This is a genomic window from Collimonas sp. OK412 (genome assembly GCF_900112135.1).
In the GTDB taxonomy this organism is placed as follows: Bacteria; Pseudomonadota; Gammaproteobacteria; order Burkholderiales; family Burkholderiaceae_D; genus Collimonas; species Collimonas rhizosphaerae.
Genome location: NZ_FOLC01000011.1, coordinates 18035 through 42377, shown reverse-complemented (window position 1 = coordinate 42377; position 24343 = coordinate 18035). Strand labels below are relative to the sequence as shown.

20 protein-coding genes and 1 pseudogene are annotated in these 24343 nt (G+C 59.9%); 11 read left to right on the top strand and 10 right to left on the bottom strand.

The genetic code is table 11. The annotated features are described in order from the left end of the window. The 7 genes from BM062_RS13260 to BM062_RS13230 all read left to right on the top strand — a co-directional run bounded on the left by BM062_RS13260 (position 1) and on the right by BM062_RS13230 (position 9568). Positions 1-807, top strand: coding sequence for an ABC transporter permease (locus BM062_RS13260; RefSeq protein ID WP_305763968.1), 807 nt, complete (start codon positions 1-3; stop codon positions 805-807). After that, positions 807-2069: an ABC transporter ATP-binding protein gene (locus BM062_RS13255; protein ID WP_092397558.1), complete on the top strand. Its 1263-nt coding sequence runs from the start codon at positions 807-809 to the stop codon at positions 2067-2069. Before BM062_RS13260 ends, BM062_RS13255 begins: the two co-directional genes overlap by 1 nt. Continuing rightward, on the top strand, positions 2066-3460 hold the full coding sequence (locus tag BM062_RS13250) for a glycosyltransferase family 4 protein (protein WP_092397556.1): 1395 nt from the start codon (positions 2066-2068) through the stop codon (positions 3458-3460). The genes BM062_RS13255 and BM062_RS13250 overlap by 4 nt, the downstream gene beginning before the upstream one ends. Beyond that, positions 3435-4574 carry a glycosyltransferase family 4 protein gene (locus BM062_RS13245; protein WP_254785063.1) on the top strand — a complete coding sequence of 380 codons (1140 nt, stop codon included), beginning with the start codon at positions 3435-3437 and terminating at the stop codon, positions 4572-4574. The genes BM062_RS13250 and BM062_RS13245 overlap by 26 nt, the downstream gene beginning before the upstream one ends. A gap of 103 nt (positions 4575-4677) precedes the next feature. Beyond that, the gene (locus BM062_RS13240; RefSeq protein WP_092397552.1) at positions 4678-5826 is read left to right on the top strand and encodes a glycosyltransferase family 4 protein; all 1149 of its coding nucleotides are present in this window, start codon (positions 4678-4680) and stop codon (positions 5824-5826) included. A 141-nt stretch (positions 5827-5967) separates the two neighbouring features. Beyond that, on the top strand, positions 5968-7713 hold the full coding sequence (locus BM062_RS13235) for a GGDEF domain-containing protein (RefSeq protein ID WP_139220046.1): 1746 nt from the start codon (positions 5968-5970) through the stop codon (positions 7711-7713). A 103-nt stretch (positions 7714-7816) separates the two neighbouring features. Continuing rightward, positions 7817-9568 (top strand): DUF885 domain-containing protein, encoded by a 1752-nt coding sequence (locus BM062_RS13230; RefSeq protein ID WP_092397549.1) that lies wholly within the window; start codon positions 7817-7819, stop codon positions 9566-9568. Between the two features lie 30 nt (positions 9569-9598). On the opposite strand, the gene BM062_RS13225 is transcribed toward BM062_RS13230, so the two are convergent. Then, positions 9599-10498: a LysR family transcriptional regulator gene (locus tag BM062_RS13225; RefSeq protein ID WP_092397547.1), complete on the bottom strand. Its 900-nt coding sequence runs from the start codon at positions 10496-10498 to the stop codon at positions 9599-9601. 147 nt (positions 10499-10645) lie between these two features. Between BM062_RS13225 and BM062_RS13220 the strand changes: the two genes are divergently transcribed. Beyond that, positions 10646-11653, top strand: a complete 1008-nt coding sequence (locus BM062_RS13220; protein ID WP_092397756.1) for an aldo/keto reductase — start codon at positions 10646-10648, stop codon at positions 11651-11653. A gap of 25 nt (positions 11654-11678) precedes the next feature. On the opposite strand, the gene BM062_RS13215 is transcribed toward BM062_RS13220, so the two are convergent. Further along, positions 11679-12560, bottom strand: a complete 882-nt coding sequence (locus BM062_RS13215) for a LysR family transcriptional regulator (RefSeq protein WP_092397545.1) — start codon at positions 12558-12560, stop codon at positions 11679-11681. A gap of 6 nt (positions 12561-12566) precedes the next feature. Next, positions 12567-13022, bottom strand: coding sequence for a Cd(II)/Pb(II)-responsive transcriptional regulator (gene cadR, locus BM062_RS13210; protein ID WP_092397543.1), 456 nt, complete (start codon positions 13020-13022; stop codon positions 12567-12569). 116 nt (positions 13023-13138) lie between these two features. Here cadR and BM062_RS13205 point away from each other — a divergent pair, with 116 nt between their 5' ends. Next, positions 13139-15445 carry a heavy metal translocating P-type ATPase gene (locus BM062_RS13205; RefSeq protein ID WP_092397541.1) on the top strand — a complete coding sequence of 769 codons (2307 nt, stop codon included), beginning with the start codon at positions 13139-13141 and terminating at the stop codon, positions 15443-15445. Here the strand turns inward: BM062_RS13205 and BM062_RS13200 are convergent, their stop codons facing one another. After that, entirely contained in the window at positions 15446-17053 is a 1608-nt protein-coding gene (locus BM062_RS13200; RefSeq protein ID WP_175500996.1) for a bifunctional protein tyrosine phosphatase family protein/NAD(P)/FAD-dependent oxidoreductase, read from the bottom strand. A 411-nt stretch (positions 17054-17464) separates the two neighbouring features. Between BM062_RS13200 and BM062_RS13195 the strand changes: the two genes are divergently transcribed. Next, positions 17465-18334: an MBL fold metallo-hydrolase gene (locus BM062_RS13195; RefSeq protein WP_092397537.1), complete on the top strand. Its 870-nt coding sequence runs from the start codon at positions 17465-17467 to the stop codon at positions 18332-18334. A gap of 11 nt (positions 18335-18345) precedes the next feature. On the opposite strand, the pseudogene BM062_RS13190 reads toward BM062_RS13195, so the two are convergent. The 5 genes and pseudogenes from BM062_RS13190 to BM062_RS13170 form a co-directional block, all read right to left on the bottom strand. Further along, a pseudogene (locus BM062_RS13190) lies at positions 18346-18462 on the bottom strand (DUF924 family protein); the annotation flags it as partial. A gap of 80 nt (positions 18463-18542) precedes the next feature. Continuing rightward, the gene (locus BM062_RS13185) at positions 18543-18914 is read right to left on the bottom strand and encodes a cupin domain-containing protein (RefSeq protein ID WP_092397535.1); all 372 of its coding nucleotides are present in this window, start codon (positions 18912-18914) and stop codon (positions 18543-18545) included. 67 nt (positions 18915-18981) lie between these two features. Then, positions 18982-19947, bottom strand: a complete 966-nt coding sequence (locus BM062_RS13180; protein WP_175500995.1) for a M14 family metallopeptidase — start codon at positions 19945-19947, stop codon at positions 18982-18984. Between the two features lie 49 nt (positions 19948-19996). Further along, on the bottom strand, positions 19997-21478 hold the full coding sequence (locus BM062_RS13175) for an NAD-dependent succinate-semialdehyde dehydrogenase (protein ID WP_092397752.1): 1482 nt from the start codon (positions 21476-21478) through the stop codon (positions 19997-19999). Positions 21479-21513: 35 nt separating this feature from the next. Further along, complete coding sequence (locus BM062_RS13170) at positions 21514-22605, bottom strand: tartrate dehydrogenase (protein WP_092397533.1); 1092 nt, start codon at positions 22603-22605, stop codon at positions 21514-21516. A 137-nt stretch (positions 22606-22742) separates the two neighbouring features. Here BM062_RS13170 and BM062_RS13165 point away from each other — a divergent pair, with 137 nt between their 5' ends. After that, positions 22743-23651, top strand: a complete 909-nt coding sequence (locus BM062_RS13165; protein ID WP_092397531.1) for a LysR substrate-binding domain-containing protein — start codon at positions 22743-22745, stop codon at positions 23649-23651. A 46-nt stretch (positions 23652-23697) separates the two neighbouring features. On the opposite strand, the gene BM062_RS13160 is transcribed toward BM062_RS13165, so the two are convergent. Further along, positions 23698-24198: an Lrp/AsnC family transcriptional regulator gene (locus tag BM062_RS13160; RefSeq protein WP_092360029.1), complete on the bottom strand. Its 501-nt coding sequence runs from the start codon at positions 24196-24198 to the stop codon at positions 23698-23700. Positions 24199-24343 lie beyond the last annotated feature (145 nt).

Here is a 24343-nt window from a genome sequence, read left to right as displayed (position 1 = left end):
ATGCAGACAAAAAACCAGACCATGCTGCGTTCGCTGTGGCACTACCACGGCTTCATACTCGGCAGCGTCAAGCGTGAATTCCAGGCGCGCTATCGCAATTCGATGCTCGGTGCGGCCTGGATGGTGTTGAATCCGCTGGCGATGATTGTCGTGTATACGGTGATTTTTTCGCAGCTGATGCATGCGCGCCTGCCTAACGCCAGCAGCCAGTTCAGTTACGGCATTTATCTATGCGCCGGTTTGTTGACCTGGGGTTTTTTCACCGAGACCGTGTCGCGCCTGCAGAATGTATTCCTGGAAAACGGCAACTTGATCAAGAAGCTGAATTTTCCGCGCATTTGCCTGCCGGTCATCACGGTAATGAACGCCGGCTTGAATTTTTCCATCATCTTCGGCTTGTTCCTCGGTTTCCTGCTCATCTCCGGCAACTTCCCTGGCTGGGTGTTGCTGGGCATGCTGCCGCTGTTGCTGATACAAGTGCTGTTTTCCGTCGGCCTGGGCATCGTGCTTGGCGTGCTGAACGTGTTCTTCCGCGATATCGGCCAGCTGTTCGGCATCGTGCTGCAGTTCTGGTTCTGGTTTACGCCTATCGTGTATACGGTTTCCACCTTGCCTGCGAAAGTGCAGACCCTGCTTAAATTCAACCCGATGACTGCCTTGATCGGCGCTTACCAAGGGATTTTCGTGAGCGGGCTTTGGCCGCAATGGAGCGACTTGTGGCCAGTGACGCTGCTGAGCACTGCCTTGTGCGCCTTTGGAATGCTGCTGTTCCGCCGGCACGCGGGTGAAATGGTGGATGAGCTCTGATGGGTAAGGTAACCGTTAAAAATTTGGGCAAGGCCTACAAGTCATACGATGGACGCTGGGCCCGGCTGGCCGAATGGATCTTGCCGTTTGCCCGGCAACGGCATCAGCTGCATTGGGTGTTGCAGGATATCGGCTTCCAGCTGGAGGCCGGCGAGGCGGTCGGCATCGTCGGCATCAATGGCGCAGGCAAGAGCACCCTGCTGAAGCTGATCGCGGGGACCACGCAAGCCACCACCGGCAGCGTGGCGATCCAGGGGCGGGTGGCTGCGCTGCTGGAACTCGGCATGGGTTTTCATACAGACTTTACCGGCAGGCAGAATGCCGTCATGGCCGGCCAGCTGCAGGGTTTGAGCGGCGCTGAAATCGAAGAGCTGATGCCGGCTATCGAAGCATTCGCCGAAATTGGCGACTATATCGACCAGCCGGTCAGGACCTACTCCAGCGGCATGCAGATGCGGCTAGCATTCAGCGTGGCGACCGCCAGCCGGCCGGACGTGCTGATTGTCGACGAAGCCTTGTCCGTCGGCGACGCCTATTTCCAGCACAAGAGTTTTGAGCGGATCCGCGAATTCCGCCGCGCCGGCACCACCTTGCTGATCGTCTCGCACGACCGTTATGCGATACAGACCATTTGCGACCGCGCCATCCTGCTCAACCGCGGCAAGCTGGAGATGCAAGGCGATCCGGTGGAAGTGATGGATTTTTATAACGCCATGCTGGCGGAGAAAGAGCGGCAGACAGTCCGGCAGGAGCGCCTGGCCGACGGCAGGCTGCGGACCATTTCCGGCACCGGCGAAGCGAGCATTACATCGGTAGCCTTGTTTGATGACGATGGCAGGCAGCTGGAAGTGGTGGAAGTCGGCACGGACGTCACGCTGGAAGTCAGGGTTGCCATAAACGCTCCGGTATCGCGCCTGGTCATGGGGTACATGATCAAGGACAAGCTGGGGCAATCGATCTTCGGCATCAACAGCCACCGGCTCGGCATGCCGCAGGCCGATTTGCAGCCGGGCGAGGACCTGGTTTATCGCTGCCGCTTTCCGATGAACCTGGGGAAGGGCAGTTATTCGGTGGCGATTTCCCTGTCCCGGCTGGATTCTCATCTCGACACCAACTATGAATGGCGTGATTACAGCGTTATTTTCCATGTGATCAATACGCGCCATCCCGATTTTGTCGGTTGCGCATTCCTGGATGCCGAGATGGCGGTAGAGCGTTCGCACGACCGTGCCAGCGTGAGCAAGGATGGAGTGACGGCATGACCAGGCTGCTGATCGAGTGCACCTACGTGTTCCACCACCCGGAAATGAATTCCGGGATACAGCGCGTTGTCCGCAACATCATCAACCATCTGCCGTCGCTGCAGGAAGAAGTTGTCTGCATTCCCGTCATTTTCAAAAACGGGAAGATACTGGAAGTCAAGCAGCTGACGTCGGAACATGCCGACGATTGGCAAGGCCGTTCGCAGCGGGCATTGGAAAACCTGGCGCGGAAGCTGGTGCAAGTGCGCAACCGCTATTGGCTGATCCACGCACGCCTGCTGCGGTTATGGCCATGGAGAGCTTCGCATAATGTGAGGCGAGTGACATTTGTACTGTGCCGCCTGGCAAGCGCCTCGTTCGTGCTGCCCCTTTATCTGACCGAATGGATCCTGAAAAAGACAGAAGAAAACCCGCGCGCGTTTGAGATGCAGTGCCGCGCCGATGACACCCTGGTGCTGCTGGATTCGTCGTGGCATGCCGATTTTTTCCCCGTGGCGGAGAAGTTGCAGCGGCAGGGAGTGACCATCGTCTCGGTCATCTACGACCTGATCCCGTTGAGCCATCCGCAATTTTGCGACGGCCCGCTGGTGCAGGTGTTCGACCGCTGGTTCGAGTGGATTGCCAATACGGCAAACGGATTCGTTGCCATATCCAGCACCATCCGCGACGAAGTGCACCATGAGGTGCGGCAGCGGCTGGGCAGTGAACGCGCCGGCAGCCGCTGGTTTGATTTCTTCCACCTTGGTTCCGAGCTTGACCTGGTCGATGCCGATAAATCGGTGCGCGGCCCTGTGGAAAAATTATTCACCTCCGGCCTTTCCATTTACCTGATGGTGAGCACCATCGAACCGCGCAAGAACCACGCTTACCTGCTGGACGCCTTCGAGCAGCTGTGGCGGGAGGGCAGCGATGTCGTACTGTGTTTCATCGGCCGCATAGGCTGGAAGAATGAACGCCTGATCGAACGCGTAAAAAAACATCCGCAGCTGAAGCGGCGCCTGTTCATGTTCAACGATCTCAGCGATGTGGAGCTGGAATATTGTTATAGCCATGCAAAAGCACTGGTTTTCCCGTCGTTTGTAGAAGGTTTCGGCCTGCCGCTGGTGGAAGCCATGCAGCGCGGCTTGCCGGTGATGGCCAGCGATATCCCGGTGTTTCATGAAATCGGCGGCGAATTCGTCAGCTATTTTGATTTGAGCGAGCCGGCATCGCTGGCCCGGCAGGTCCGGCAATCGGAAGACAGCGGCATTTTCCCGGCAGCGCGGCAGATATCGGGCTGGTCCTGGCTCAGCTGGGAAGATTCGGCGCGCCAGCTGGTGAAGCGGGTTGTGCGCCAGGTGCGAACGCAAAAGCAAAGTGAGCCTCATGAAATTGAACATTGCCCTGAATAGCAAGATCCTGCTTGCGCCACGCACCGGCATCGGCAACTACGTTGTTGAGCTGGCGCAGGCTCTGCAGCAGATGCCTGACATCGGCATGCAATATTTTTGCGGCTTGCGCTGGCAGGACGCGCTGGTCGGCGAGCCGATGCAGGATTATTCGCGCTGGGCCGGCATGGCCAAGCGCTTGCCGGCCGCCTATGTTTTCCGGCGGATGATCGAACAGCGGCGTTTTAACCAGGGCGTGCACAGGCTGCGTCCCGATGTGTATCACGAACCCAGTTTGTGGCCGCTCAATTTCAACGGACCGACCGTGATGACCGTGCACGACCTGACGCATGTCCATTTCCCGAAAACCCAGCCTAAAGACCGTTTGCGCGAAATCGAACGCCGGCTGCCGTCGGCCCTGGCGCGCGTCAGCCGGATCCTGGTGGATTCCGAATTCATCGGACAGGAGATCAAACAGCATTTCGGCGTGCCGGACCAAAAAGTGGTGGTGGCGCCGCTTGCCAGTTCTTCTGTTTTCCAGCCCAGGGTGGAGCAGCAGCTGGCTGCCCGTCTCGGCAACCTGGGTTTGGCCTATCGCGGTTTCATCTTGTCGGTCGGCACCCTGGAGCCGCGTAAAAACCTGATGCTGACGCTGAAGGCGCATGCGCGTTTGCCGTTGCCTTTGCGCGCGCGTTTCCCCTTGCTGGTGGTGGGCATGCCAGGCTGGCAGGCGGAGGAATTGAACGGCGCGCTGGCGCAGGCGGTCAGCGCCGGCCATGTGCGCCTGGCCGGTTACCTGGACCAGGCGGACCTGGCTTGCGTCACGGCGGCGGCCAAGATGATGGTGTTCCCGTCCTTGTATGAAGGGTTTGGCTTGCCGGTGCTGGAAGCGATGGCTAGCGGCACGCCGGTGATTGCGTCTGATTGCGCCAGCCTGCCGGAGGTCGCTGGTGCCGCCGCTGCCTATGTCGATCCTCAGGACGAGGCGGGGCTGACAGAGCAGATGCGCCGGCTGATGGAGGATGACAGGGCCTGGATGGGGCAGCGCATAGCGGGCCTGGAGCGGTCGGTGCAATTTTCGTGGCGAAAATGCGCAGCCGTTACTGCCGATGTGTATCGGCAGGCGGCTAATGGCTGAGTAGTGTCGGCTGCCGTTGGGATAGGCGGCCCTGATAAATAGAAAATAGCCTTTCACTTCTGGCCGGAACAGAAGATGGGGCAGATTACGAGAGGAGTGTGTAATGCGGGTTCTTCATTTCTACAAGACTTATCAGTCGGAATCGTACGGTGGGATCGAGCAGACCATTTACCAGTTGTGCAAATGTTCGTCCGCCAGCGGCGTCGAGAGCGAAGTACTGACGCTGAGCGATGACCCTGATCCTGCCGAATTGATGTACGAAGGACACAAGGTGCATAGGGTAAAGCTCGACCTGCAGATCGCGTCGACCGGATTTTCGCTGTCCGCGCTGAAGCGTTTCGCGCAGCTTGCCGCCGAGGTCGATATCGTGCATTACCATTTTCCATGGCCATTCATGGACCTGGCCCATTTCGTTACGCGCATGAACAAGCCGAGCGTGGTGACCTATCATTCGGACATCGTGCGCTACAAGACACTGCTGCAATTGTACCGGCCGCTGATGCACCGTTTCCTGAGCAGCGTCGACGCGATTGTCGCCACTTCGCCGAATTACCTGCAAACCAGTTCCGTGCTGGCCGGGTACAAGGACAAGACCCAGGTCATTCCCATCGGCCTCGACAAGAACAACTATCCGACGCCATCGACGGAGCGGATGGAGAAATGGCAAAAGCAGATCGGCGGACGTTTCTTTTTGTTCGTGGGAGCGATCCGCTATTACAAAGGTTTGCATATCCTGCTGGATGCGGCGCGCGGCACCGATTATCCGATAGTGATCGTAGGCGCCGGACCGATCGAGCAGGAACTGAAGCAACGGGTCCAGGAGCAGGGCTTGCGCAACGTGATCTTCCTCGGCATCGTCGACGATGAAGACAAAGTCGCATTGCTGCAGCTGTGCTACGCCATTGTGTTTCCGTCGCATCTGCGTTCCGAGGCGTTCGGCATCTCCTTGCTAGAAGGAGCCATGTACGGCAAGCCGATGATTTCCAGCGAGATCGGCACCGGCACCAGCTATATCAACAACCACCGCGAAACCGGACTGGTGGTTCCTCCCAGCGACCCGGACGCCTTCCGGCTGGCGATGCAGCAGCTTTGGGATGACCCGGAACTGGCGCGGACCATGGGAGCGCGTGCGCAAGCGCGGTATCAGAAATTGTTTACGGCCAGGGTAATGGGAGAAGGCTATGCCAGCCTCTATCGCGATGTGCTGCAAATGCACGGGCAGACGGAAACGCAGGTGAGCCTGGAAGCCTGAGCCGCCGCGCCAGAGGCGATTCTTGCGGTGTGTGATACGATCGTTTAATGAATAATCTATTTGATTTACTGTTTGAATAGATTGTAACTATTAAAAACAATGTATTACATTCCTGCATAGTCTGGACGTATGTTATTTCGTATGTCGCTCAATCGCTTGTTCTGGCTGATTTCGATCTTGCTGATGCTGCTGTTCCTGGTCTTGACCGGCAGGATCGTTAGCAGCGAATGGTCCGTATACGAACGCAGCACAAAAAGCATGCCCGCCATCAAGAATCTTCAGCTGGCATTGCTGGTGGAAGAAAAGCTGGCGGCCGAGCGCGGTCCCGGCCATTCGCTGCTGATGCAAGAAGCGGACGCTGCCGCCAGCGAGCTTGCAGGACTGGAGCAGGCGCGGTCCGCCAGCGACCAGGCGCTGGCAGCGTTACGTCATGCGGTGCAAGCCGTTCCGTCGCTGGCTGCGCAGGCAGCGGCGACAGAGCTGGCGCTGGCGGCGGCGCGCAAAGAAATCGATCTTCTGTTGTCACTGCCAAAACGGCAGCGCCATATGGCTGCCGTCGACGCCGCGCTGGAGACGATGGCACGTGTCGACAGCGGTTTTGCCCCGGTCATCGCCACGTTGTCCGACATTGCCGTGCGGTCGGATGCGCAGCTTAGCGATGGCCTGGAAGCCGCTCTGCTGGCTTCCAGCCTGCGCAATATTGCGGGCCGGATAGGAGCGGTCTTTACCGCTCCGGTGATCATGCAGCGTCCTTTGACTTCCCAGGAAATCCACGCATTTTTGAAACTGTCCGGACAGGTCGACCAGCTGTATTCCGGGATTGAACTGCAGTTGCGCCCGTATCGGGACCGCCCGGCCTTGCAGGGCGCTTTGGACGAGGTGCGCGATCGTTACCTCGGCGCCAGCCTGGGATTCCTGGACGAGCTGTTCGCAAATGGGCGCAGCTCGGGGAACTACGATTTGAGCGGCCGTGAAATGGTCATCCGTTACATGCCGGGAATGGCAGCAATTCCGCAACTGCGCGACCTGGTCCTGGCTGAGATGCTTCAGCAGGCCAAAGACAAGAACAGGCGGGCAGCCTTTTTCTTGCTGGCGGCAGCCGGTTTGGGATTAATTGCGCTGGCTATTTTCATTCTTCTCGCACAGGTAATACGGCAGCGGGTCCTGCGCCCGATTCTTGACGCTACCAACCTGTTCGTTTCGCTGACCGGCGAACGGTTCGACACGGCGATCCCGATACCGCGCCATGACGATGAAATCGGCGCCATGATGCGTGCAATCCATGTGCTGAAGGCGCATAGCCTGGCCAAGGTCGGCCTGGAAAAACAGCGCGAAGAAATGATTGCGCAATTGCAGACTTTGTCTGACACGGATTTCCTGACCGGCCTGCTGAACCGACGTGCCTTTTTTGCGCAAGGCGAGCAGCAGTTCGGCATTGCCCAGCGCTATCGGCGGCAATTGACGCTGATCCTGATGGACGTTGATCATTTCAAGGCAGTCAACGACCGCCACGGGCACCACGCCGGCGACCAGGTGCTGCGCGTAGTGGCGGACCTGTGCCGGCGCCATCACCGCAAGGTTGACCTGCTGGCGCGTTACGGCGGGGAAGAATTCCTCCTGATGCTGCCTGAAATCGACATGTCCCAAGGGTTTGCCGTAGCGGAAAAATTGCGCGGCGCGATCGACGCTTGCCATATCCTGCTGGACGACGGCGCGATGCTCAATGTCACTGCCAGTTTTGGCGTCGTGGCATTTGAATCCGACGAGGATCTTGAGAGCCTGATCCGCCGCGCCGACCAGGCTTTGTACCAGGCCAAGCACAGCGGCCGCAACACAGTCGTGGCGACTCCGAAGGGGAAACAAGACGAAACGATTGCCTTCGCCTGATACCTGTTTTGAGGCTGCAGTCCAACCCTCGCAGAGAGATTTCCATCAAGAAATTTTTCCGTTTTAGTTTGCTAGAATGGCGGGCTAATCTTCGGAGACACAGATGAATAAATTCCTTTTTCTTTGTACCTTGCTGCTGGCGCCGCTCGGCCACGCAGCCACGCCGCAGCAGCAACTCAATGCGCTGTTCGAAAGCGACTGGCAGTGGAGCATGCGCAACGCGCCTGAATTTGCCACTGCGGTCGGCGACAACCGTTATAACGACCGCCTGTCGGATGTCTCGCTGGCCGCCAGCCTGGCCGGCACCGCCCACCAGCAGCAGATGCTGCAGCAAGCCGAGCGTATCGACCGTAGCAAGCTGAGCGGACAGGACCTGCTTTCTTACGACCTGTTTATCTATGAAAAACAGAAAAACATCCAGGCCGCCAAGTTTTATCCCTATAACCCTGAGCCGATTTCGCAGCTGAGCGGCGTCCAGTTCGAGTTTCCGCAGCTGGTTGCGCAAACGCCGTTCAAGACGGCCAAGGATTACCGCAATTACCTGGGACGCTTGCGCGCCTTGCCCAACTATGTCGACGGCGTGATCGCGCAATTGCAGCAAGGCGTCAAATCCGGCTGGGTCGCGCCCAAGGTTACGATGAGCGTGGTTCCCGGGCAGTTGCAGGAATTTGTCGCCAAGCTCGACAGCAGCCCGCTGGCCGCACCTTTCAAAAACATGCCGGCGTCGATCCCGGCGGCGCAGCGCGCAAGCCTGGCGCGCGAAGGCGAGCGCTTGCTGCATGAAGGCGTGGCGCCGGCTTTCCGCAAGTTGAACGCGTACATCGGCGACAGCTACCTGCCGGCCTGCCGCGACAGCATTGCGGCATCGAACCTGCCCGGCGGCGCAGCGTACTACGCTTACAAGGTCAAGGAAAACACGACCACCAGCATGACGCCGCAAGCGATCCACGATGTCGGCTTGCAGGAAGTGGCGCGGATCCAGGGTGAAATGAAGCTGGTGATGGAGCAGACCGGTTTCAAGGGCACGTTTGCGGAATTCATCACCTTCCTGAATACCGATCCGCGTTTCTATTACACCAGGCCGGAAGATCTGCTGGCCGGCTACAAGGACATCATCAAGAAATCTTCCATCCAGCTGCCGCGCTTTTTTGCCGATGTTCCGCGCGCGCCGGTCGACGTCAAAGCGGTGCCGGAAGTGGGCGCCGAGAACCAGGCCGGCGCTTATTACGAACCAGGGACGCCGGACGGTTCGCGCCCGGGCTACTTCTTCGCCAACCTGTCGAAACTCGATTCGCGTCCCAAATGGGAAATGGAAACCTTGACCTTGCACGAATCGGTGCCGGGCCATCATCTGCAGATCGCGCGCGCGCAGGAAATCAAGGGTTTGCCCGAGTTCCGCCGTTTCGGCTGGTACGTGGCGTTCGGCGAAGGCTGGGCGCTGTATGCCGAAAGCCTGGGCGGCGAAATGGGTTTCTACACCGATCCCTATTCCAGGTTCGGCCATCTCAACGATGAGCTGTTCCGCGCCGCCCGCCTGGTGGTCGATACCGGCATGCATGCGCTGGGCTGGACACGGCAGCAGGCGATCGACTACATGAACGTCAACACGGCCAATCCGCCGCACGACAACCAGGTTGAAATCGATCGTTACATCGTCGATCCGGGCCAGGCCCTGGGCTACAAGATCGGCCAGCTGAAAATCAAGGCCTTGCGGGAAAAAGCGCAGCACGAACTGGGCGGCAAGTTCGACCTGCGGCGCTTTAACAACGCCGTCATCGACAACGGCGCCGTGCCGCTGGAGATGCTGGAAACGCAGATCGACCTGTGGATTGCGCAGCAGGCAGCTGCGGCTTAGCGTTCATTGCCTGAACCGGTTCCGGCCGGTTCAGGTGTAGCGGTCGGCCAGCAGCCTGGCGATCCAGTCGACAAACACCCGCACCCGCGGCGACAGGTGTTTGTTGTGGGCGTACACCACCGATACCGGCAACGGCGCCGGCTTGTAATCCGGCAGCACTTCTTCGACGGCGCCGCTCTCCAGCAACTCTTCCAGTCCGAAACGCGGCGCTTGTATCAGCCCCAGTCCGGCGATGCAGCTCGCCAGGTACGCTTCTGAGCTGGCTACCGAAATCTGGCCGGGCAGCTTCAGGAAACGCGGTTCGCCATCCTCCATGTATTCCCAGCCCAGGTCGCGTCCGGTGCGGCTGGAAAAAAAATTCACCACCATGTGATGCTGCAGGTCGCCCAAGGTCTGCGGCCTGCCGTAGCGGTCCAGGTAAGACTTGGCGGCGCAGTTGATCTGTTCCATGCTGCCGATGCGGCGTGCGACCAGGGTGGAGTCGCTGAGCGGCCCGGCGCGCACCACGCAGTCGACCGCTTCGCCGACCAGGTCGATGAAGCGGTCGGTGGCGCTCAGTTTGATCCGCAGGTTCGGATACCGGGCAAAAAAATCCGGCAGCGCAGGGATCACCGTCGTGTGCGCCAGCCGCTCCGGCAGGTCGACCCGGATCACGCCGCGCGGCTGCAGCTGGTCGCGCTGGAACAGAGCTTCGACGTCTTCGAATTCCGCCAATAATCGCGTGCAGCGTTCGAGATAGGTAATGCCTTCATCGGTCAGCGTGACTTTGCGCGTGGTTCGCTGCAGCAGGCGCACGCCGATGTGCTTTTCCAGCGCCTGGACCGCGTTGGTGACGGTGGCCGGCGGCAGGTTCAACTGTTCCGCGGCGCGGCTGAAACTGCCCAGCTCGGCGACGCGCGAGAAGACTTCCATAGTCTGGATCCGGTCCATGGTTACTCCGATTATTAGCGTTTCTCGAATAAATAAATCATTTTATGCGCATTTATTAACGGCTGGGCTTGGACAATAATGTTTTCAAGGCAGCTGGATTGGCGTTTCCCCCGGGCTGCCATCGAATAACCTGTCAAGGATCTCATGATGAAAAAGCTTCAACTAGGCAGCAGCGGCCCGCAAACCTCCGTCATCGGCCTCGGCTGCATGGGCATGTCCGACCTGTACGGGCCCGCCGATGAAACGGAATGCATCGCCACCTTGCACGCGGCGATCGATGCCGGCGTCACCTTGCTCGACACCGGCGATTTCTACGGCATGGGCGCTAACGAAATGCTGATCCGGGAGGCGCTGCGCACGCGCAATCGCGACCAGGTCCAGCTCAGCGTCAAGTTCGGCGCCATGCGCGACCCGGCTGGCGACTGGCTCGGCATTGACGGCCGGCCTGAGGCGGTGAAGAATTCCCTGGCTTACACCTTGCGCCGGCTCGGCACCGACCATATCGATATCTATCGTCCGGCGCGGCTCGATCCGGCGGTGCCGATTGAAGAAACGGTAGGCGCTATCGCTGACATGGTGAAGGCCGGGTACGTGCGCCACATCGGCTTGTCCGAAGTCGGCGCCGGCACCTTGCGCCGGGCGCAGGCAGTGCATCCGATTGCCGAGCTGCAGATTGAATATTCGCTGATCTCGCGCGGCATCGAAGCCGAGATCCTGCCGGTCTGCCGCGAACTGGGCATCGGCATCACTGCCTACGGCGTTTTGTCGCGCGGCCTGATCAGCGGCCACTGGGGCCAGGACAAGGCGTTCTCGCCGGGCGATTTCCGCGGCCGCAGTCCGCGTTTCAGCAGCGACAATCTCGGGCACAACCTGGCCTTGCTGGAAGCCTTGCGCGCCATCGCAGCCGACAAACAAGCGACGATGGCGCAGATCGCGATTGCCTGGGTCATGTCGCGCGGCAAGGATATCGTGCCGCTGGTGGGCGCGCGCCGCCGCGATCGCCTGGCGGAATCGCTGGGGGCATTGGATGTCCAGCTGAGCGCCGCTGACCTGGCGCGGATCGAGGCGGCTGTGCCGGCCGATGCAATCGCCGGTGAGCGTTATGCGCCGGCGGTGATGGCGCACATGGATAGCGAACAGCCACACCCGGCTTGAGCGTGCTTCCCGGTGAAAACGGGCGCTAGAGCTTCAGCTGCAGGAAATCCAGGAAGCAGGTGATGCGCCGCGCCAGCTGGGTATTCCTGTAGTACACCGCGTGGATCTGCTGGCGGTAGCCATTGTTATGCTCCGCCAGGATATCGACCAGGGTTCCGCGGGCGATATCTTCGCGCACCATGAAAGCCGACAGGCAGGTGATTCCCAGGCCATGCAGCGCCAGCTGGCGTATGGTTTCGCCGCCGGACGCCAGCAGCGTCGGGCTGATCGCCAGGTTCTCTTCCTGTTCCAGCCGCAGCGGCCAGGTGTTGAGCGATTCCGGCTGGGTGAAGCCGATCAGCTGGTGCTGCTTCAATTCTTCCGCGCTGGCCGGCGTGCCATGCCGGCGCAGGTATTCGGGGCTGGCGACGATGTGCTGCAGGCTGGCGCCCAGGCGGCGCGCATGCAGCATCGAGTCTTGCAGCGCGCCGTGGCGGATGGCGATGTCGGTGCGCTGCTGCAGCAGGTCGATGTTCTGGTCGTTGCTGGTCAGCTCAAGCGTGATGTCCGGGTAGCTGCTGCGGAATTCGGCAATGTGCGGCACTATGCAATGCAGCATGAAGGGCGGCGAAGCGTCCACCCGCAGGCGTCCCGACGGCCTTTGATGGCGCACCTGGATCGCTTCTTCGGCTTCCTCCATCGCGGCAATGATGGTGCGCGCCTTTTCCAGGAAAAGATGGCCTTCTTCCGTCAGCTCCATGCGGCGCGTGGTGCGCGTGAGGAGGGAGGTGGCCAGTTTCTGCTCCAGCCGCGACAACGCCCGGCTCAGGCCGGAGGTGGTCTGGCCCAGCTGTTCGGCGGCGGCGCTGAGCGTGCCGCTGTCAACCACGGCAATGAAAATCCGCAGATCGTCTGAGTGGATATTCATCTGGTCTTAATGGACGCCGCCGCCATGGCTGCCCAGGTTGGCGGGCGCTTCGTCTTCCATGCTGGCCAGGCCTTGCAGGATGCCGCAATCCTTGGCGGCCTGGCTTCTCTGGCATTGCTTGCGCAGCTGTTTCAGCTGGATTTGCAATGCCTTCAATTCGCTGATGCGGTCGGCCACGTGCTCGATATGATGGTCCAGCAGGCTGTTGACCTCCGCGCAATTGTCTTCCGGCAAATCGCGGAACTGCAATAGCCGGCGCACTTCGTCCAGCGTCATGTCCAGCGAACGGCAATGGCGGATGAATTGCAGGCGTTCGATATGCGCCTGTCCGTACAGGCGGTAATTGTTTTGCGAGCGTGCCGCCAGCGGCAGCAAGCCCTCGCGCTCGTAATAGCGGATGGTTTCCACCGGACAGCCGGCATGGCTGGCCAGCTCCCCGATTTTGAGTGAAATTGCGCTCATGGCGGCTCTTCCAAGGTTATTTCAAGATAAATCCTTGACCTTATAGTAGCTACAGGGTTTTAAATACGCAAGGAGTAATCGATTGCATCCTCAAAACCCGAGTCAAGGAGTACACCATGGGCCGTTGCGAGCACGACCATAGCGACCATCGCGACCATCACGATCACCGGCATGGCCATGATCATAAGCATGACCATCAGCGCCAGCATGCGCAGGCAGACGCGGGCGCGTCCGCCGCCGGCCATGCGCCGCTGGTTGCAGGCGCGGAACAGGCGGTGTTCCTGATCCAGAAAATGGATTGCCCGACCGAGGAAAAACTGATCCGCGACAGGTTCAAGAACATGGCAGGGATCGAAGCCATGCAATTCAACCTGATCCAGCGTGAGCTGACGGTCCAGCATCGCCTGCCGTCGGTGGACGCCATTGTCGCCACCTTGCAGGCGCTGGACATGGCGCCGGCGCTCAAATCGGACACGCTGACCGGCGCCGTCGATCTGACCGCCGGCGCCGGCGACGGCGCTTTCAAGATATCCCGCAGGAAGTGGCTGCTGATGGCGCTCTCCGGCATGACAGCGGTAGGCGCCGAGGCAGTGGCGTGGAGCGGCGGCCAGGATGGCTCATGGCTGGTGATCGGCCTGGCGCTGGCGGCGATCCTGAGCGGCGGCCTGGATACCTTGAAAAAGGGCTGGATCGCGCTGCGCAATTTTTCGCTCAACATGAATTTCCTGATGTCGCTGGCAGTGATCGGCGCCGCCGTCATCGGCCAATGGCCGGAAGCTGCAGTGGTGATTTTCCTGTTCGCGCTGGCGGAAATGATCGAAGCCCTGTCGCTGGACCGGGCCCGCAATGCGATCAAGGGGCTGATGGCGATGGCGCCGGACCTGGCGACGGTGCAAGGCGCCGGCGGCGAGTGGCGTGAAGTAGCTACCGGCGAGGTGGCGCTGGCCGCGCTGATCCGCGTCAAGCCGGGCGCCCGGGTTCCGCTGGACGGCGTGGTGACGGAAGGGCAGACCACCATCAACCAGGCGGCCATTACCGGCGAGAGCATGCCGGTGGAGAAACAGGCCGGCGACCAGGTGTTCGCCGGCACCATCAACGAGCGTGGTTCTTTCGTTTACCGGGTGAGTGCGCTGCAAGCCAATTCGACCCTGGCGCGCATCATCAAGAGCGTGCAGCAGGCGCAGGGCGAGCGCGCGCCGACCCAGCGCTTTGTCGATCAGTTTGCCCGTTACTACATCCCCGCGGTAGTGCTGGCCGCGCTGCTGGTGGCCGCCTTGCCGCCGCTGCTGATGGGGGCGGCGTTTTATCCGTGGCTGTACAAGGCACTGGTGCTGCTGGTGATTGCCTGTCCTTGCGCGCTGGTGATTTCGACCCCAGTGACGGTGGTGAGCGGGCTGGCGGCGGCTGCCAGGAACGGCGTGCTGATCAAAGGCGGGGTGTACCTGGAGATGGGACGCAAGATCAAGGCGCTGGCCCTGGATAAAACCGGCACGCTGACCCTGGGCAAACCGCGCGTCACCGACGTGCAGCTGGTGCAGCCGGTTGCCGCTGGCGATGGCAGCCGGCTGCTGCAGTTGCAGCGCCTGGCGGCCAGCCTGGCCAGCCGTTCCGATCATCCGGTATCGGGCGCGGTGGCGGCGCACTGGCACGGCCTGGGGCATGCCGGGAACTTGTTTGAAGTCAGCGCGTTTGAAGCGCTCACCGGCCGCGGCGTGCAGGGCAGCATCGACGGCCGGCAATTCTATCTGGGCAATCATCGCCTGGTGCATGAGATGGATATCTGCAGCCCGGCTTTGGAAGCGCGCTTGTCGGCGCTGGAGAGCGAAGGCAAGACCACCGTGGTGCTGTGTTCGGCGACCGAGCCCCTGTTGATCCTGGCGGTGGCCGATACAGTGCGCGATATCGCAGCCGAAGCGGTCGCCAGGCTGCATGCGGTCGGAGTCGAGGCTGTCATGCTGACCGGCGACAACGCGCATACCGCGCAAGCCATCGCGGCCCAGGTCGGCATCAGCGACGCCCGCGGCGACCAGCTGCCGCAAGACAAGCGCGACGCCATCAATGACCTGCGCGCGCGTTACGGCTGTGTCGGCATGGTGGGCGACGGCATCAACGATGCGCCGGCGCTGGCGCAAGCCGATATCGGTTTTGCGATGGGGGCGGCAGGCAGCGATACAGCGCTGGAAACCGCCGACGTGGCGCTGATGGATGACGACCTGCGCAAGATCGCGGATTTCATCCGCTTGAGTAAAAAGACGCATACGGTGCTGATGCAAAACATCACCCTGGCGCTGGGCATCAAGGCCATCTTCCTGGTGCTGGCCCTGACCGGCGAAGCCACCTTGTGGATGGCGGTGTTCGCCGATATGGGAGCGAGCTTGCTGGTGGTGTTCAACGGCTTGAGGTTGCTGCGGGCATTGCGCTGATTACGGATTCTCGATGGATTCCGAGGACTTCGCCAGCCACTCGCGGCCCTTGAGCATCAGCTTCCAGTAGACCCAGGGCAGCACGGAGGTCTTCAGCAGCCAGGCGCTGCGGCGGGCAATGGTCGGGTCGAGCCGGAAGGTTGGCAGCAGCTTGCCGCCGTAACCGAACTCGGCCAGTATGACCTTGCCCTTTTCCACCGTCAGCGGGCAAGCGCCGTAACCGTCGTAACGCGCGTCCAGCGGTTTGCCGGCGCAGGCGGCGAGCAGGTTGCTAGCCACCACCACGGCTTGCTTGCGGATTGCCGCCACGGTCTTGGCGTTGGCGGTCGAGCACACATCTCCCAGCGCGAACACATTCCGGTAGCGGACGTGCCGCAGCGAAGCCGGATCGACTTCGCACCAGCCGTCGGCGTTGGCCAGGGGACTGTTGCGCACTGCGTCCGGGGCAACCTGCGGCGGCACCGCGTGCAGCATGTCAAACGGTTTTTGCTGGCGGCTGGTATTGCCGGAATTGTCCTTGACGTCGAACCAGGCCAGCTTGTTTTCACCATCGACCTTGACCAGGTTCGATTCAAGCACCAGGCGCGCCTGGTATTTTCCGACGTAGCGCATCAGCGCCGGCACGAATGCCGCGACGCCGAACAGTGCGCTGCCGGCGTTATTGAATTCAACTTCTATCCGCTTCAGCACGCCTTTGCGCAGCCAGTAGTCGCACGACAGGTACATGGCTTTTTGCGGTGCGCCGGCGCATTTGATCGGCATGGCCGGCTGTGAAAACAGCGCCTTGCCTTGTTTGAGCTGCGACACCAGCTGCCAGGTATATGGCGCCAGGTCGTAGCGGTAGTTCGACGTCACGCCATTTTTTCCTAATGTTTGCTCCAACCCTTCGATCTTCTCCCAGGCCAGCCGCAAGCCGGGGCAGACAATCAATTGCTGGTAGGCGATCAGGCAGCCGTTGTCGAGCCGGATGCGGTTATGGTCGGGCAGGAATTCCGCTGCCGCATGCTGGACCCACTGTGCGCCTTCAGGTATCAGCGACGCCATCGGCCGCACGGTTTTTCTGCTGTCGAAAATGCCGCGCCCGACCAGCGTCCAGGCCGGTTGGTAATAATGCAGGCTGCTCGGCTCGATGATGGCGACCTGGGCGTTGGGAGCGCGCTTGAGCAAGCTGCTCGCGACCGCGATGCCGGCGGAACCGCCGCCGACGATCACGATTTCATACTGCTTGAGCTTGTCGTTGCCTGCGCCGGCGGCCTGGATCGGCGCGTCGATCAGGTTTGCCAGCCGGAAGATGTTGGTCGAGCGGTTGCCGGTACGGCAAAAGGCAAGGACAGGAGCCGGCAGGTCGGCCAGCAGCCGGCGCAGCGCCATGCCATGTTCTTTGCTGAGATGGGTGGCGTCGGCGGGCAGGTAGCTGAAGGCAAGGCCGAGCGCTTCGCAAGCTGCGGCCAGGTCCTTGCTGCTGGCGTGGTGGCCGCCGTCTTCGCCGTCGGGCCGGTTGCAGATCACCGATTTGTAGCCGGCGGCCAGGATAACCGGCAAGTCTTCCAGTTCGATTTGGCTGGCAGTTGAAAATAAGTCGTTATGCTTGAAGATATTAAAGCTCATAGGTGCTGATTCCATCGTGATGGGCGGGTGGCACTACTTACTTGGTTTTGCTTGAGTCTTCTTATTTCCAGTCTGATCCTGGCAAGCGCATGCGGCGCGACGGGCGATGGCGGCAGCCTGTTAAAGATGGCACGGCGGGAAGGCGTGGATAATGATGCTTTTACGGCGCCTTGGGAGACTGACCGGAGCCAGGGATTGACCTTCGGTTACCAATTCTGTTAACAATGTGCGGTCAGGGTTCGCGGCCGCGCCATATCTTGTTTTTCTCCAGTGAGGTTATCTGTTAAAACGTAGCGTTGCTGCTTGCCTGCTACTTGTTTGATTGTTAATAATATAAGATGGATTAGGCATTTGTCAATGTTGTATATAGTTATATATAGTTATGTACTGTTAAGTTTGAGGTGGAGATAGATGGCACGTCCGCAAATAGAAGTCATTTTTGACGAGAATACCGCCACGTTTACTTACGTGGTTTATGCCGCTGCAGGCAGCGAATGCGCGATCATCGATCCGGTGCTTGATTACGATCCGGTCGCCGGCCGCACCGCAACTACCTCGGCCGACCGCGTGATCGAATTCGTGCGCAGCAAGGACTTGAAGGTGCAATGGCTGCTGGAAACCCATGCCCATGCCGATCACATTTCGGCGGCGCCCTATCTGCGCCGGCGCCTGGGCGGCGCAATCGCCATCGGCGACCAGATCAGGGTGGTGCAGGGCGTATTCAAAAAAATATTCAACCTGCAATCGGAATTTTTGCTGGATGGCAGCCAGTTCGACCACTTGTTCGCGCCAGGCGAGATTTTCCATATCGGCAGCTTGCGCGCGCAGGCGCTGCATGTGCCGGGCCACACGCCAGCCGACATGGCATATCTGGTGGGCGACGACGTCGCGTTTGTCGGCGACACGCTGTTCATGCCCGACCTCGGCAGCGCGCGCTGCGACTTCCCCGGCGGCAGCGCCAGCAGCCTGTATCGCTCAGTGAGCAAGTTGCTGGCTTTGCCGCCGTCGACCCGGCTGTTCGTATGCCACGACTATCCGCCGGACGGACGGCCTCCTGCCTGCGAAGCGACAGTTGCTCAGCAGCGTACAGAAAACATCCATGTGCGCGACGGCATCAGCGAAAGCGAATTCATCGCCATGCGCAACCAGCGCGACGCCACGCTGGCCTTGCCGACCCTGATGCTGCCGTCGATCCAGCTCAACATCTGCGCCGGCGTGCTGCCGGCGGCGGAAGAGAACGGCGTGAGTTACCTGAAGATTCCCTTGAACGTCGCTTTTTAAGGCAAAAAGGCTTAAAAGGACGATCCGGGCTGCCGCAGGAATTCCAGTTCTTCAGGCGTCGACTGGCGTTGCAGGATCCGGTTGCGGTGCGGGAAGCGGCCAAAGCGGGCGATGATGCCGCTCCTCCTGAGAAGGCTCGGCAAGCGTATCACTTCCGCCCGCCTCCTTGGTCTTGCCTGAGGGGCACTTCAGCGGCGAGTCAGTCGGATCAGAGATTGCGGTCGGTTACGACATAAAACTTGCTGGCGCTCTCGACGATTTCAAACATGCCGGTAAAGCCGGGCGGGATGATGCCGGTGTCGCCGGGACCGAACGACTTGACTGCACCGGTGCTGTCGCAGCTGATTTCGACTTTGCCGGTAAGGATGTGAAAGAATTCATGTTTGGATGTTGCCATTGAAATCTTGTAGGCGCCGGTTTCTGCACTCCAGATACCGGAACTCAATCCGAATGAAGGGTCAACGAAATAACTGCGTGTGGTTCTTTGCGGTGCGCCCTTGACGCGCATCTCCGGATCCGGCTGGCGAACGGAAATATCTGGTTGGATCTCGGCGTAGCTGATGATGGTTGCAGTTGTCATGGTGAGTAGCGGATGCGGGCGTTAAAAAAATTGAGACAGTCGTAGTCGGTGTTGAAAATGTAGATGGCTAGTCCAGAATGCGTCCGAAACGGACCACCGTGACACCGGGCCGCAGCTGACGCAAGGATGGCATCACCAATACGCAATCAGGATAGGGAGTGGTGACTGGCTGGCCGCTGTCCCAGCCGATTACCGTGCCTTGTTCGGCAAAGGTTTCGAGGCCGGTATAGGCGCCGGCAAAGCGGAAGTCCATGCTGCTGGCGACTACCGGTTGCGTAACCTGGATGACGATGCTGGCGGTAGACGGCTCAGGCCACCAATCGTCCGGCAAGTCGCTGCGTTCGATGACACCGGCCAGCAACAGGAAGCGCGCGGTACTGTGCTTGGCAACCGTGACACTGGCAGCTTCCCAGTGCTGGCCGCACTCGATCAACAACGCGTTTCTAGCGCTGGCGTTGTCGCCAAAGGCGCCATAGTCGCGCATGCGGCGACCCTCGGGATGGCCGGCATCGCTGATCACATGCTGAGGAATATTCAATTGCCGCGCCAGCGCTATGCCTTTGGGCAGCGGGCCGGAAACGATCAGCGGTGCGCTGCGTTCATGCATGGAATGAATGTCCAGCAATAAATCGACCGTATCGATCACCGGCAACATGGCGCGCGCGCGGCGCAATTCGGACGAATCACGCGTTTGGTCGTCAAGCACTTCGCGGGTCCAGACGCGATTCAAATCTTGATCGACAAAACGCGATGCATCCGGGCGCAGCGGATCGAAGCGCTGGTATCCCTCGACATTTGCGAAGGACAGCGTCAATTTGCCACGACGTGGCTTGAGGCCAAGATCCAGTAATGCCTTGACCACGATTGCGCCGCACACTTCGTTGCCATGCGTGAGGGCATTGATCATGACGTGAGGGCCGTCGCCCTGCGAGGAAAAGCTATGCACGTACGGGATATCGGTATTGCCCGCACTGTAGGGCAGCAGATCGGGAAAGGCGATTTCGATCGGATATTCAGGGAAGGCGCTGCTCATGGCTTCGATCTTGAAAGTAGGGAAAAGGTTGACGAAAGACTGATTGCATTCAAGCCAAGCCGCCCTGGCACAGGTATTTGGTGTGCATGTAGTCATCCAGACCGTAGCGCGAGCCTTCGCGGCCATAACCGGATTCCTTGACGCCGCCGAACGGCGCCGCTTCGCTCGCCAGCGCGCCTTCGTTGATGCCGACGATGCCGCTTTCCAAGTGGTTTGAAACACGCCAGATGCGCGCTGCGTCGGCGGCGTAGAAATAGGCGGCCAGGCCGAACGGTGTGTCGTTAGCCATTTGTATGGCTTGTTCTTCGCTGCTGAAGCGAAACAGCGGCACCACCGGGCCGAAGGTTTCTTCCTTGAACAGCAACATGTCTGTGGTGGCGTCGCCGAGTATGGTCGGCGCGTAGTAAAACGGTCCGCTGGCGAGGTCGTTGCGTACCGCAGAGCCGCCCAATAACAGGCGGGCGCCGTGGGCCAGAGCATCCTGCACATGGAGCGAGATTTTTTCGATCGCGCGGGCATTGATCATCGGCCCGATCTGGACGCCATCGGCATTGCCGGGGCCAATCTTGAGCGCTGCCACCCGCGCCACCAGTTTGTCGGCAAAAGCCTGGTACACGGAATCTTGCACATACACCCGGTTGGGCGACACGCAAGTCTGGCCGCCGTTGCGGAATTTGGCTGCCATCAAACCGTTGACCGCGGCATCCAGATTGGCGTCGTCGAAGACGATGAACGGCGCGTTGCCGCCCAGCTCAAGCGATAATTTTTTCAAGGTAGAGGCAGAACCGCGCGCCAGATGTTTGCCCACCGGGGTGGACCCGGTGAAGGTGATCTTGCGCACCCGGCTGTCTTGCAGCCAATCGTCGACCACAGCCGGGGTTTGGGTGCGCGAGGCGCAGACGATATTGATCACGCCTGGCGGGAAGCCAGCTTGCTCGGCCAGCCAGACCAGAGCCAGCGCGGTCAGCGGCGTATCTTCGGCCGGCTTGGCCACCACCGTGCAACCGGCGGCCAGCGCCGGTGCGATCTTGCGAGCAATCATCGCCAGCGGAAAATTCCAGGGCGTGATTGCCGCCACGACGCCAACCGCCTCGCGCACCACACTCATGCGTTTGCCGCGGACCTGGTCGGGAATCACGTCGCCGTAGGCGCGTACCGCTTCTTCGGCAAACCATTCGACATATGTAGCGCCATAGGCAACCTCGCCCCGCGCTTCCGCCAACGGCTTGCCTTGTTCGCGGCAGATCAGCTTGGCGAGATCGTCGGTGTTGGCAAGAATCAGCGCGTGCCAGCGCTTGAGCAGACGGGCACGGTCGCGGGCGCTGGTTTGCCGCCACGGTTCCAGCGCCGTATGCGCGGCATCGCTGGCGGCGCGGGCGTCGGCGGCATCGCCATCGGCCACTGCGGTGAAATCCTGGCCGCTGGCCGGATCGGCGACGGCAAAGCTGGCGCCGCTGTGGGCTGCGCGCCAGGTGCCGCCGATAAAATGCTGTGAACGTAGCAGTTCCGGATTATTTAACAAGAGAGGCATGAACGGTTCTTCCGATAAGAGTTTCATGGCGCACCTCAGGCAGCATCGCTGATCAGGCGGGCGATAGCTTGTCCCATCTCGGTGGTGGAGGCATTGCCGCCCAGATCGCCGGTGTGCGGTCCGCTCGCCAGCACCGACTTGATCGCGGCGACGATGGCGTCATGTGCTTGCCGGCCGGCGCCGCTGCCCTTGGTGAGGAAATCGAGCATCATGGCGCCGGACCAGATCATCGCCACCGGATTGGCGATATTCTTGCCGTAGATGTCGGGTGCGGAGCCGTGCACCGGTTCAAACAGCGATGGGAAATTGCGTTCCGGATTCAGGTTGGCCGATGGCGCCAGGCCGATGGTTCCGGTACATGCCGGACCCAGGTCGGACAGGATGTCGCCGAACAGATTGGAGGCGACCACTACATCGAAGCGTTGCGGCTGCAGCACGAAACGCGCGCACAGGATATCGATGTGCTGCTTGTCCCAGGCTACATCCGGGTAAGTGCCGGCGACTTCCGCCGCCCTGGCGTCCCACCAAGGCATGGAAATCGAAATGCCGTTGCTCTTGGTGGCGACAGTGACGTGCTTGCGGGCGCGAGTCCGGGCCAGCTCGAATGCATACTTCAATACCCGTTCGGTGCCGCGGCGAGAGAATACTGCCTGCTGCATGACGATCTCATGTGGCGTACCTTCGTACATGATGCCGCCGACCGATGAGTATTCCCCTTCCGTGTTTTCACGCACGATCATCATGTCGATGTCACCCGCCGCACGTCCCGCCAGCGGACTGCGCACGCCATCGAAAGTCTGCGCCGGGCGCAGGTTGATATATTGGTCGAATTCGCGACGGAATTTCAGCAGCGATCCCCATAGGGAAATATGGTCAGGGACGATGGCGGGCCAGCCGACCGCGCCAAAATAAATAGCATCCATTCCCGAGAGTTGTGCTTTCCAGTCTTCCGGCATCATGCCGCCGGTTGCTGCGTAGTAGTCGCAACTGGCCCAGTCGAATTCCGTCAATTCCAGCGTGATGCCGAAGCGTCTGGCGGCGGCGCTGATTGCGCGCAGGCCTTCCGGCATGACTTCTTTGCCGATGCCGTCACCGGCGAGCACGGCGATTTTGTAGGTGGTATTCATGATTTCCTTTTTCTGTGGCGGTGTCGGCCCGGGAAATGTGCCGCCAGATTCACAAGCTAATGCAGAACATTATATTCACTCTGATTGGGAATATAATCTGTGTTTTGTTGAAGCATTGTGCACAGATCGTGAATAAAATGCCGACCCCGGAAGACTTGCGCGTATTTATCGCCGTAGTGCGTAAATCGAGCTTCTCGGCTGCCGCCGATGAACTGGGCAGTTCTCCTGCCTATGTCAGCAAACGTATCCGGATTCTCGAAGAAGAACTGGCAACCCGATTATTTCAGCGCACCACGCGCAGCGTTGTAATCACGGAGGAAGGCGAGCGCATTTATCACTGGGCGCAGCGAATACTCGACGATATCGATCATCTGCTGCAGGAGGTGTCGATCAAGCGCCAGGTGCCGCGTGGGGCGCTGCGCATCAGCAGCAGTTTCGGTTTCGGCCGCAATGTCGTCGGTCCGGCGATTTCGCTGTTGCTGGAGCGTTATCCGCTGTTGTCGGTGCGTTTTGAGGTGTTCGATCGGCTGGTGGATATCGCCAGCGAAGGTTTTGATCTGGATGTCCGGGTCGGCGATGAGATTGCGCCTCACCTGATTGCACGCCGGCTAGCGTCGAACCATCGGGTCTTGTGCGCGGCCCCGGCATATCTGGAGAAGCGCGGCCAGCCGCAGACGCTCGGCGAACTGGCGCAACACGACTGCCTGGTGATCAAGGAACGCGATCATCCGTTCGGCGTGTGGAAGTTGCGTGCCAACGGCGACGAGCAAACGGTCAAGGTCACCGGGCCGCTGTCGACCAATCACGGTGAAGTGGCAGTGCAATGGGCCATCGACGGCCGCGGTGTGGTGCTGCGTTCAATCTGGGACGTCGGTCAATATCTGCAAAATGGCCAGTTGCTCAGGATATTGCCGGCGTACAGCCAGGAGGCCAACGTCTGGGCGGTTTATCCATCGCGCTTGAGTAACTCGTCCAAGGTGCGGGTCTGCGTTGAGTTCCTGCAGGAGTATTTTTCCAACCTCGATGCCGCTGACAGGTCGAAATAAGAATCGACCCGGCGTCGCGCCCTGGAAAATACTCAGTTTTCGATGCTCAATTCTGCGACGTGATGAATTTTTCCAGCGGATACTGGCTTTTGATGAACGGCGACTTGATGACGATATAGCTGAAATATTTTTCAATGTTGAGATGTTGTTCCAGCAGATTTTCGATGATGCTCTGGTAATGCACCACGCCTTGGGTGACGAATTTCAGCAGGTAGTCGTAACCGCCGCTGACCAGATGGCATTCGACAATTTCGTCAATGCCTCGGATGCTGGCTTCGAACTTTGCAAAATCTTCGCGGCGATGATCGGACAAGGTGACTTCGGTGAACACAATCTGGACGTTGCTGAGTTTTTCCAGCTGAATATGGGCGCCGTAACCGGAGATGTACCCGGCTTTCTCAAGGCGTTTGACGCGGATCAGGCAAGGGCTTGGCGACAAGCCGACCAGATCGGCCAGCGCGACGTTAGTGATGCGGCTGTTTTGCTGCAAATGGCAAAGAATGCGTAAATCAATTCGATCAAGTTTCAAGGCCGCGCTGGTGTTCATCATCGACTCCGTCATCAAACATCTTTTCTGGGCTTATCCATGGTATCACGCAGTATGCGCCTGCAAGCCGCCGCGATTTGTCAGTGTGAACAAAAAATTCCGGCGCGACTGCCAGCGAATGTGCTGTCGCCCCGGATCGCTTGTG

Excerpts from the sequence above, each read along its gene's own strand:
- BM062_RS13170 (WP_092397533.1), bottom strand. The coding sequence starts at position 22,605 with ATGAATACCACCTACAAAATCGCCGTGCTCGCCGGTGACGGCATCGGC.
- BM062_RS13175 (WP_092397752.1), bottom strand. The coding sequence starts at position 21,478 with ATGCCTCTCTTGTTAAATAATCCGGAACTGCTACGTTCACAGCATTTT.
- BM062_RS13240 (WP_092397552.1), top strand. The coding sequence starts at position 4,678 with ATGCGGGTTCTTCATTTCTACAAGACTTATCAGTCGGAATCGTACGGT.
- BM062_RS13185 (WP_092397535.1), bottom strand. The coding sequence starts at position 18,914 with ATGACAACTGCAACCATCATCAGCTACGCCGAGATCCAACCAGATATT.
- BM062_RS13165 (WP_092397531.1), top strand. The coding sequence starts at position 22,743 with ATGCCGACCCCGGAAGACTTGCGCGTATTTATCGCCGTAGTGCGTAAA.
- BM062_RS13255 (WP_092397558.1), top strand. The coding sequence starts at position 807 with ATGGGTAAGGTAACCGTTAAAAATTTGGGCAAGGCCTACAAGTCATAC.
- BM062_RS13220 (WP_092397756.1), top strand. The coding sequence starts at position 10,646 with ATGAAAAAGCTTCAACTAGGCAGCAGCGGCCCGCAAACCTCCGTCATC.
- BM062_RS13205 (WP_092397541.1), top strand. The coding sequence starts at position 13,139 with ATGGGCCGTTGCGAGCACGACCATAGCGACCATCGCGACCATCACGAT.
- BM062_RS13260 (WP_305763968.1), top strand. The coding sequence starts at position 1 with ATGCAGACAAAAAACCAGACCATGCTGCGTTCGCTGTGGCACTACCAC.
- BM062_RS13160 (WP_092360029.1), bottom strand. The coding sequence starts at position 24,198 with ATGAACACCAGCGCGGCCTTGAAACTTGATCGAATTGATTTACGCATT.
- BM062_RS13195 (WP_092397537.1), top strand. The coding sequence starts at position 17,465 with ATGGCACGTCCGCAAATAGAAGTCATTTTTGACGAGAATACCGCCACG.
- BM062_RS13225 (WP_092397547.1), bottom strand. The coding sequence starts at position 10,498 with ATGGACCGGATCCAGACTATGGAAGTCTTCTCGCGCGTCGCCGAGCTG.
- BM062_RS13235 (WP_139220046.1), top strand. The coding sequence starts at position 5,968 with ATGTCGCTCAATCGCTTGTTCTGGCTGATTTCGATCTTGCTGATGCTG.
- cadR (WP_092397543.1), bottom strand. The coding sequence starts at position 13,022 with ATGAGCGCAATTTCACTCAAAATCGGGGAGCTGGCCAGCCATGCCGGC.
- BM062_RS13245 (WP_254785063.1), top strand. The coding sequence starts at position 3,435 with ATGAAATTGAACATTGCCCTGAATAGCAAGATCCTGCTTGCGCCACGC.
- BM062_RS13250 (WP_092397556.1), top strand. The coding sequence starts at position 2,066 with ATGACCAGGCTGCTGATCGAGTGCACCTACGTGTTCCACCACCCGGAA.
- BM062_RS13230 (WP_092397549.1), top strand. The coding sequence starts at position 7,817 with ATGAATAAATTCCTTTTTCTTTGTACCTTGCTGCTGGCGCCGCTCGGC.
- BM062_RS13180 (WP_175500995.1), bottom strand. The coding sequence starts at position 19,947 with ATGAGCAGCGCCTTCCCTGAATATCCGATCGAAATCGCCTTTCCCGAT.
- BM062_RS13215 (WP_092397545.1), bottom strand. The coding sequence starts at position 12,560 with ATGAATATCCACTCAGACGATCTGCGGATTTTCATTGCCGTGGTTGAC.
- BM062_RS13200 (WP_175500996.1), bottom strand. The coding sequence starts at position 17,053 with ATGAGCTTTAATATCTTCAAGCATAACGACTTATTTTCAACTGCCAGC.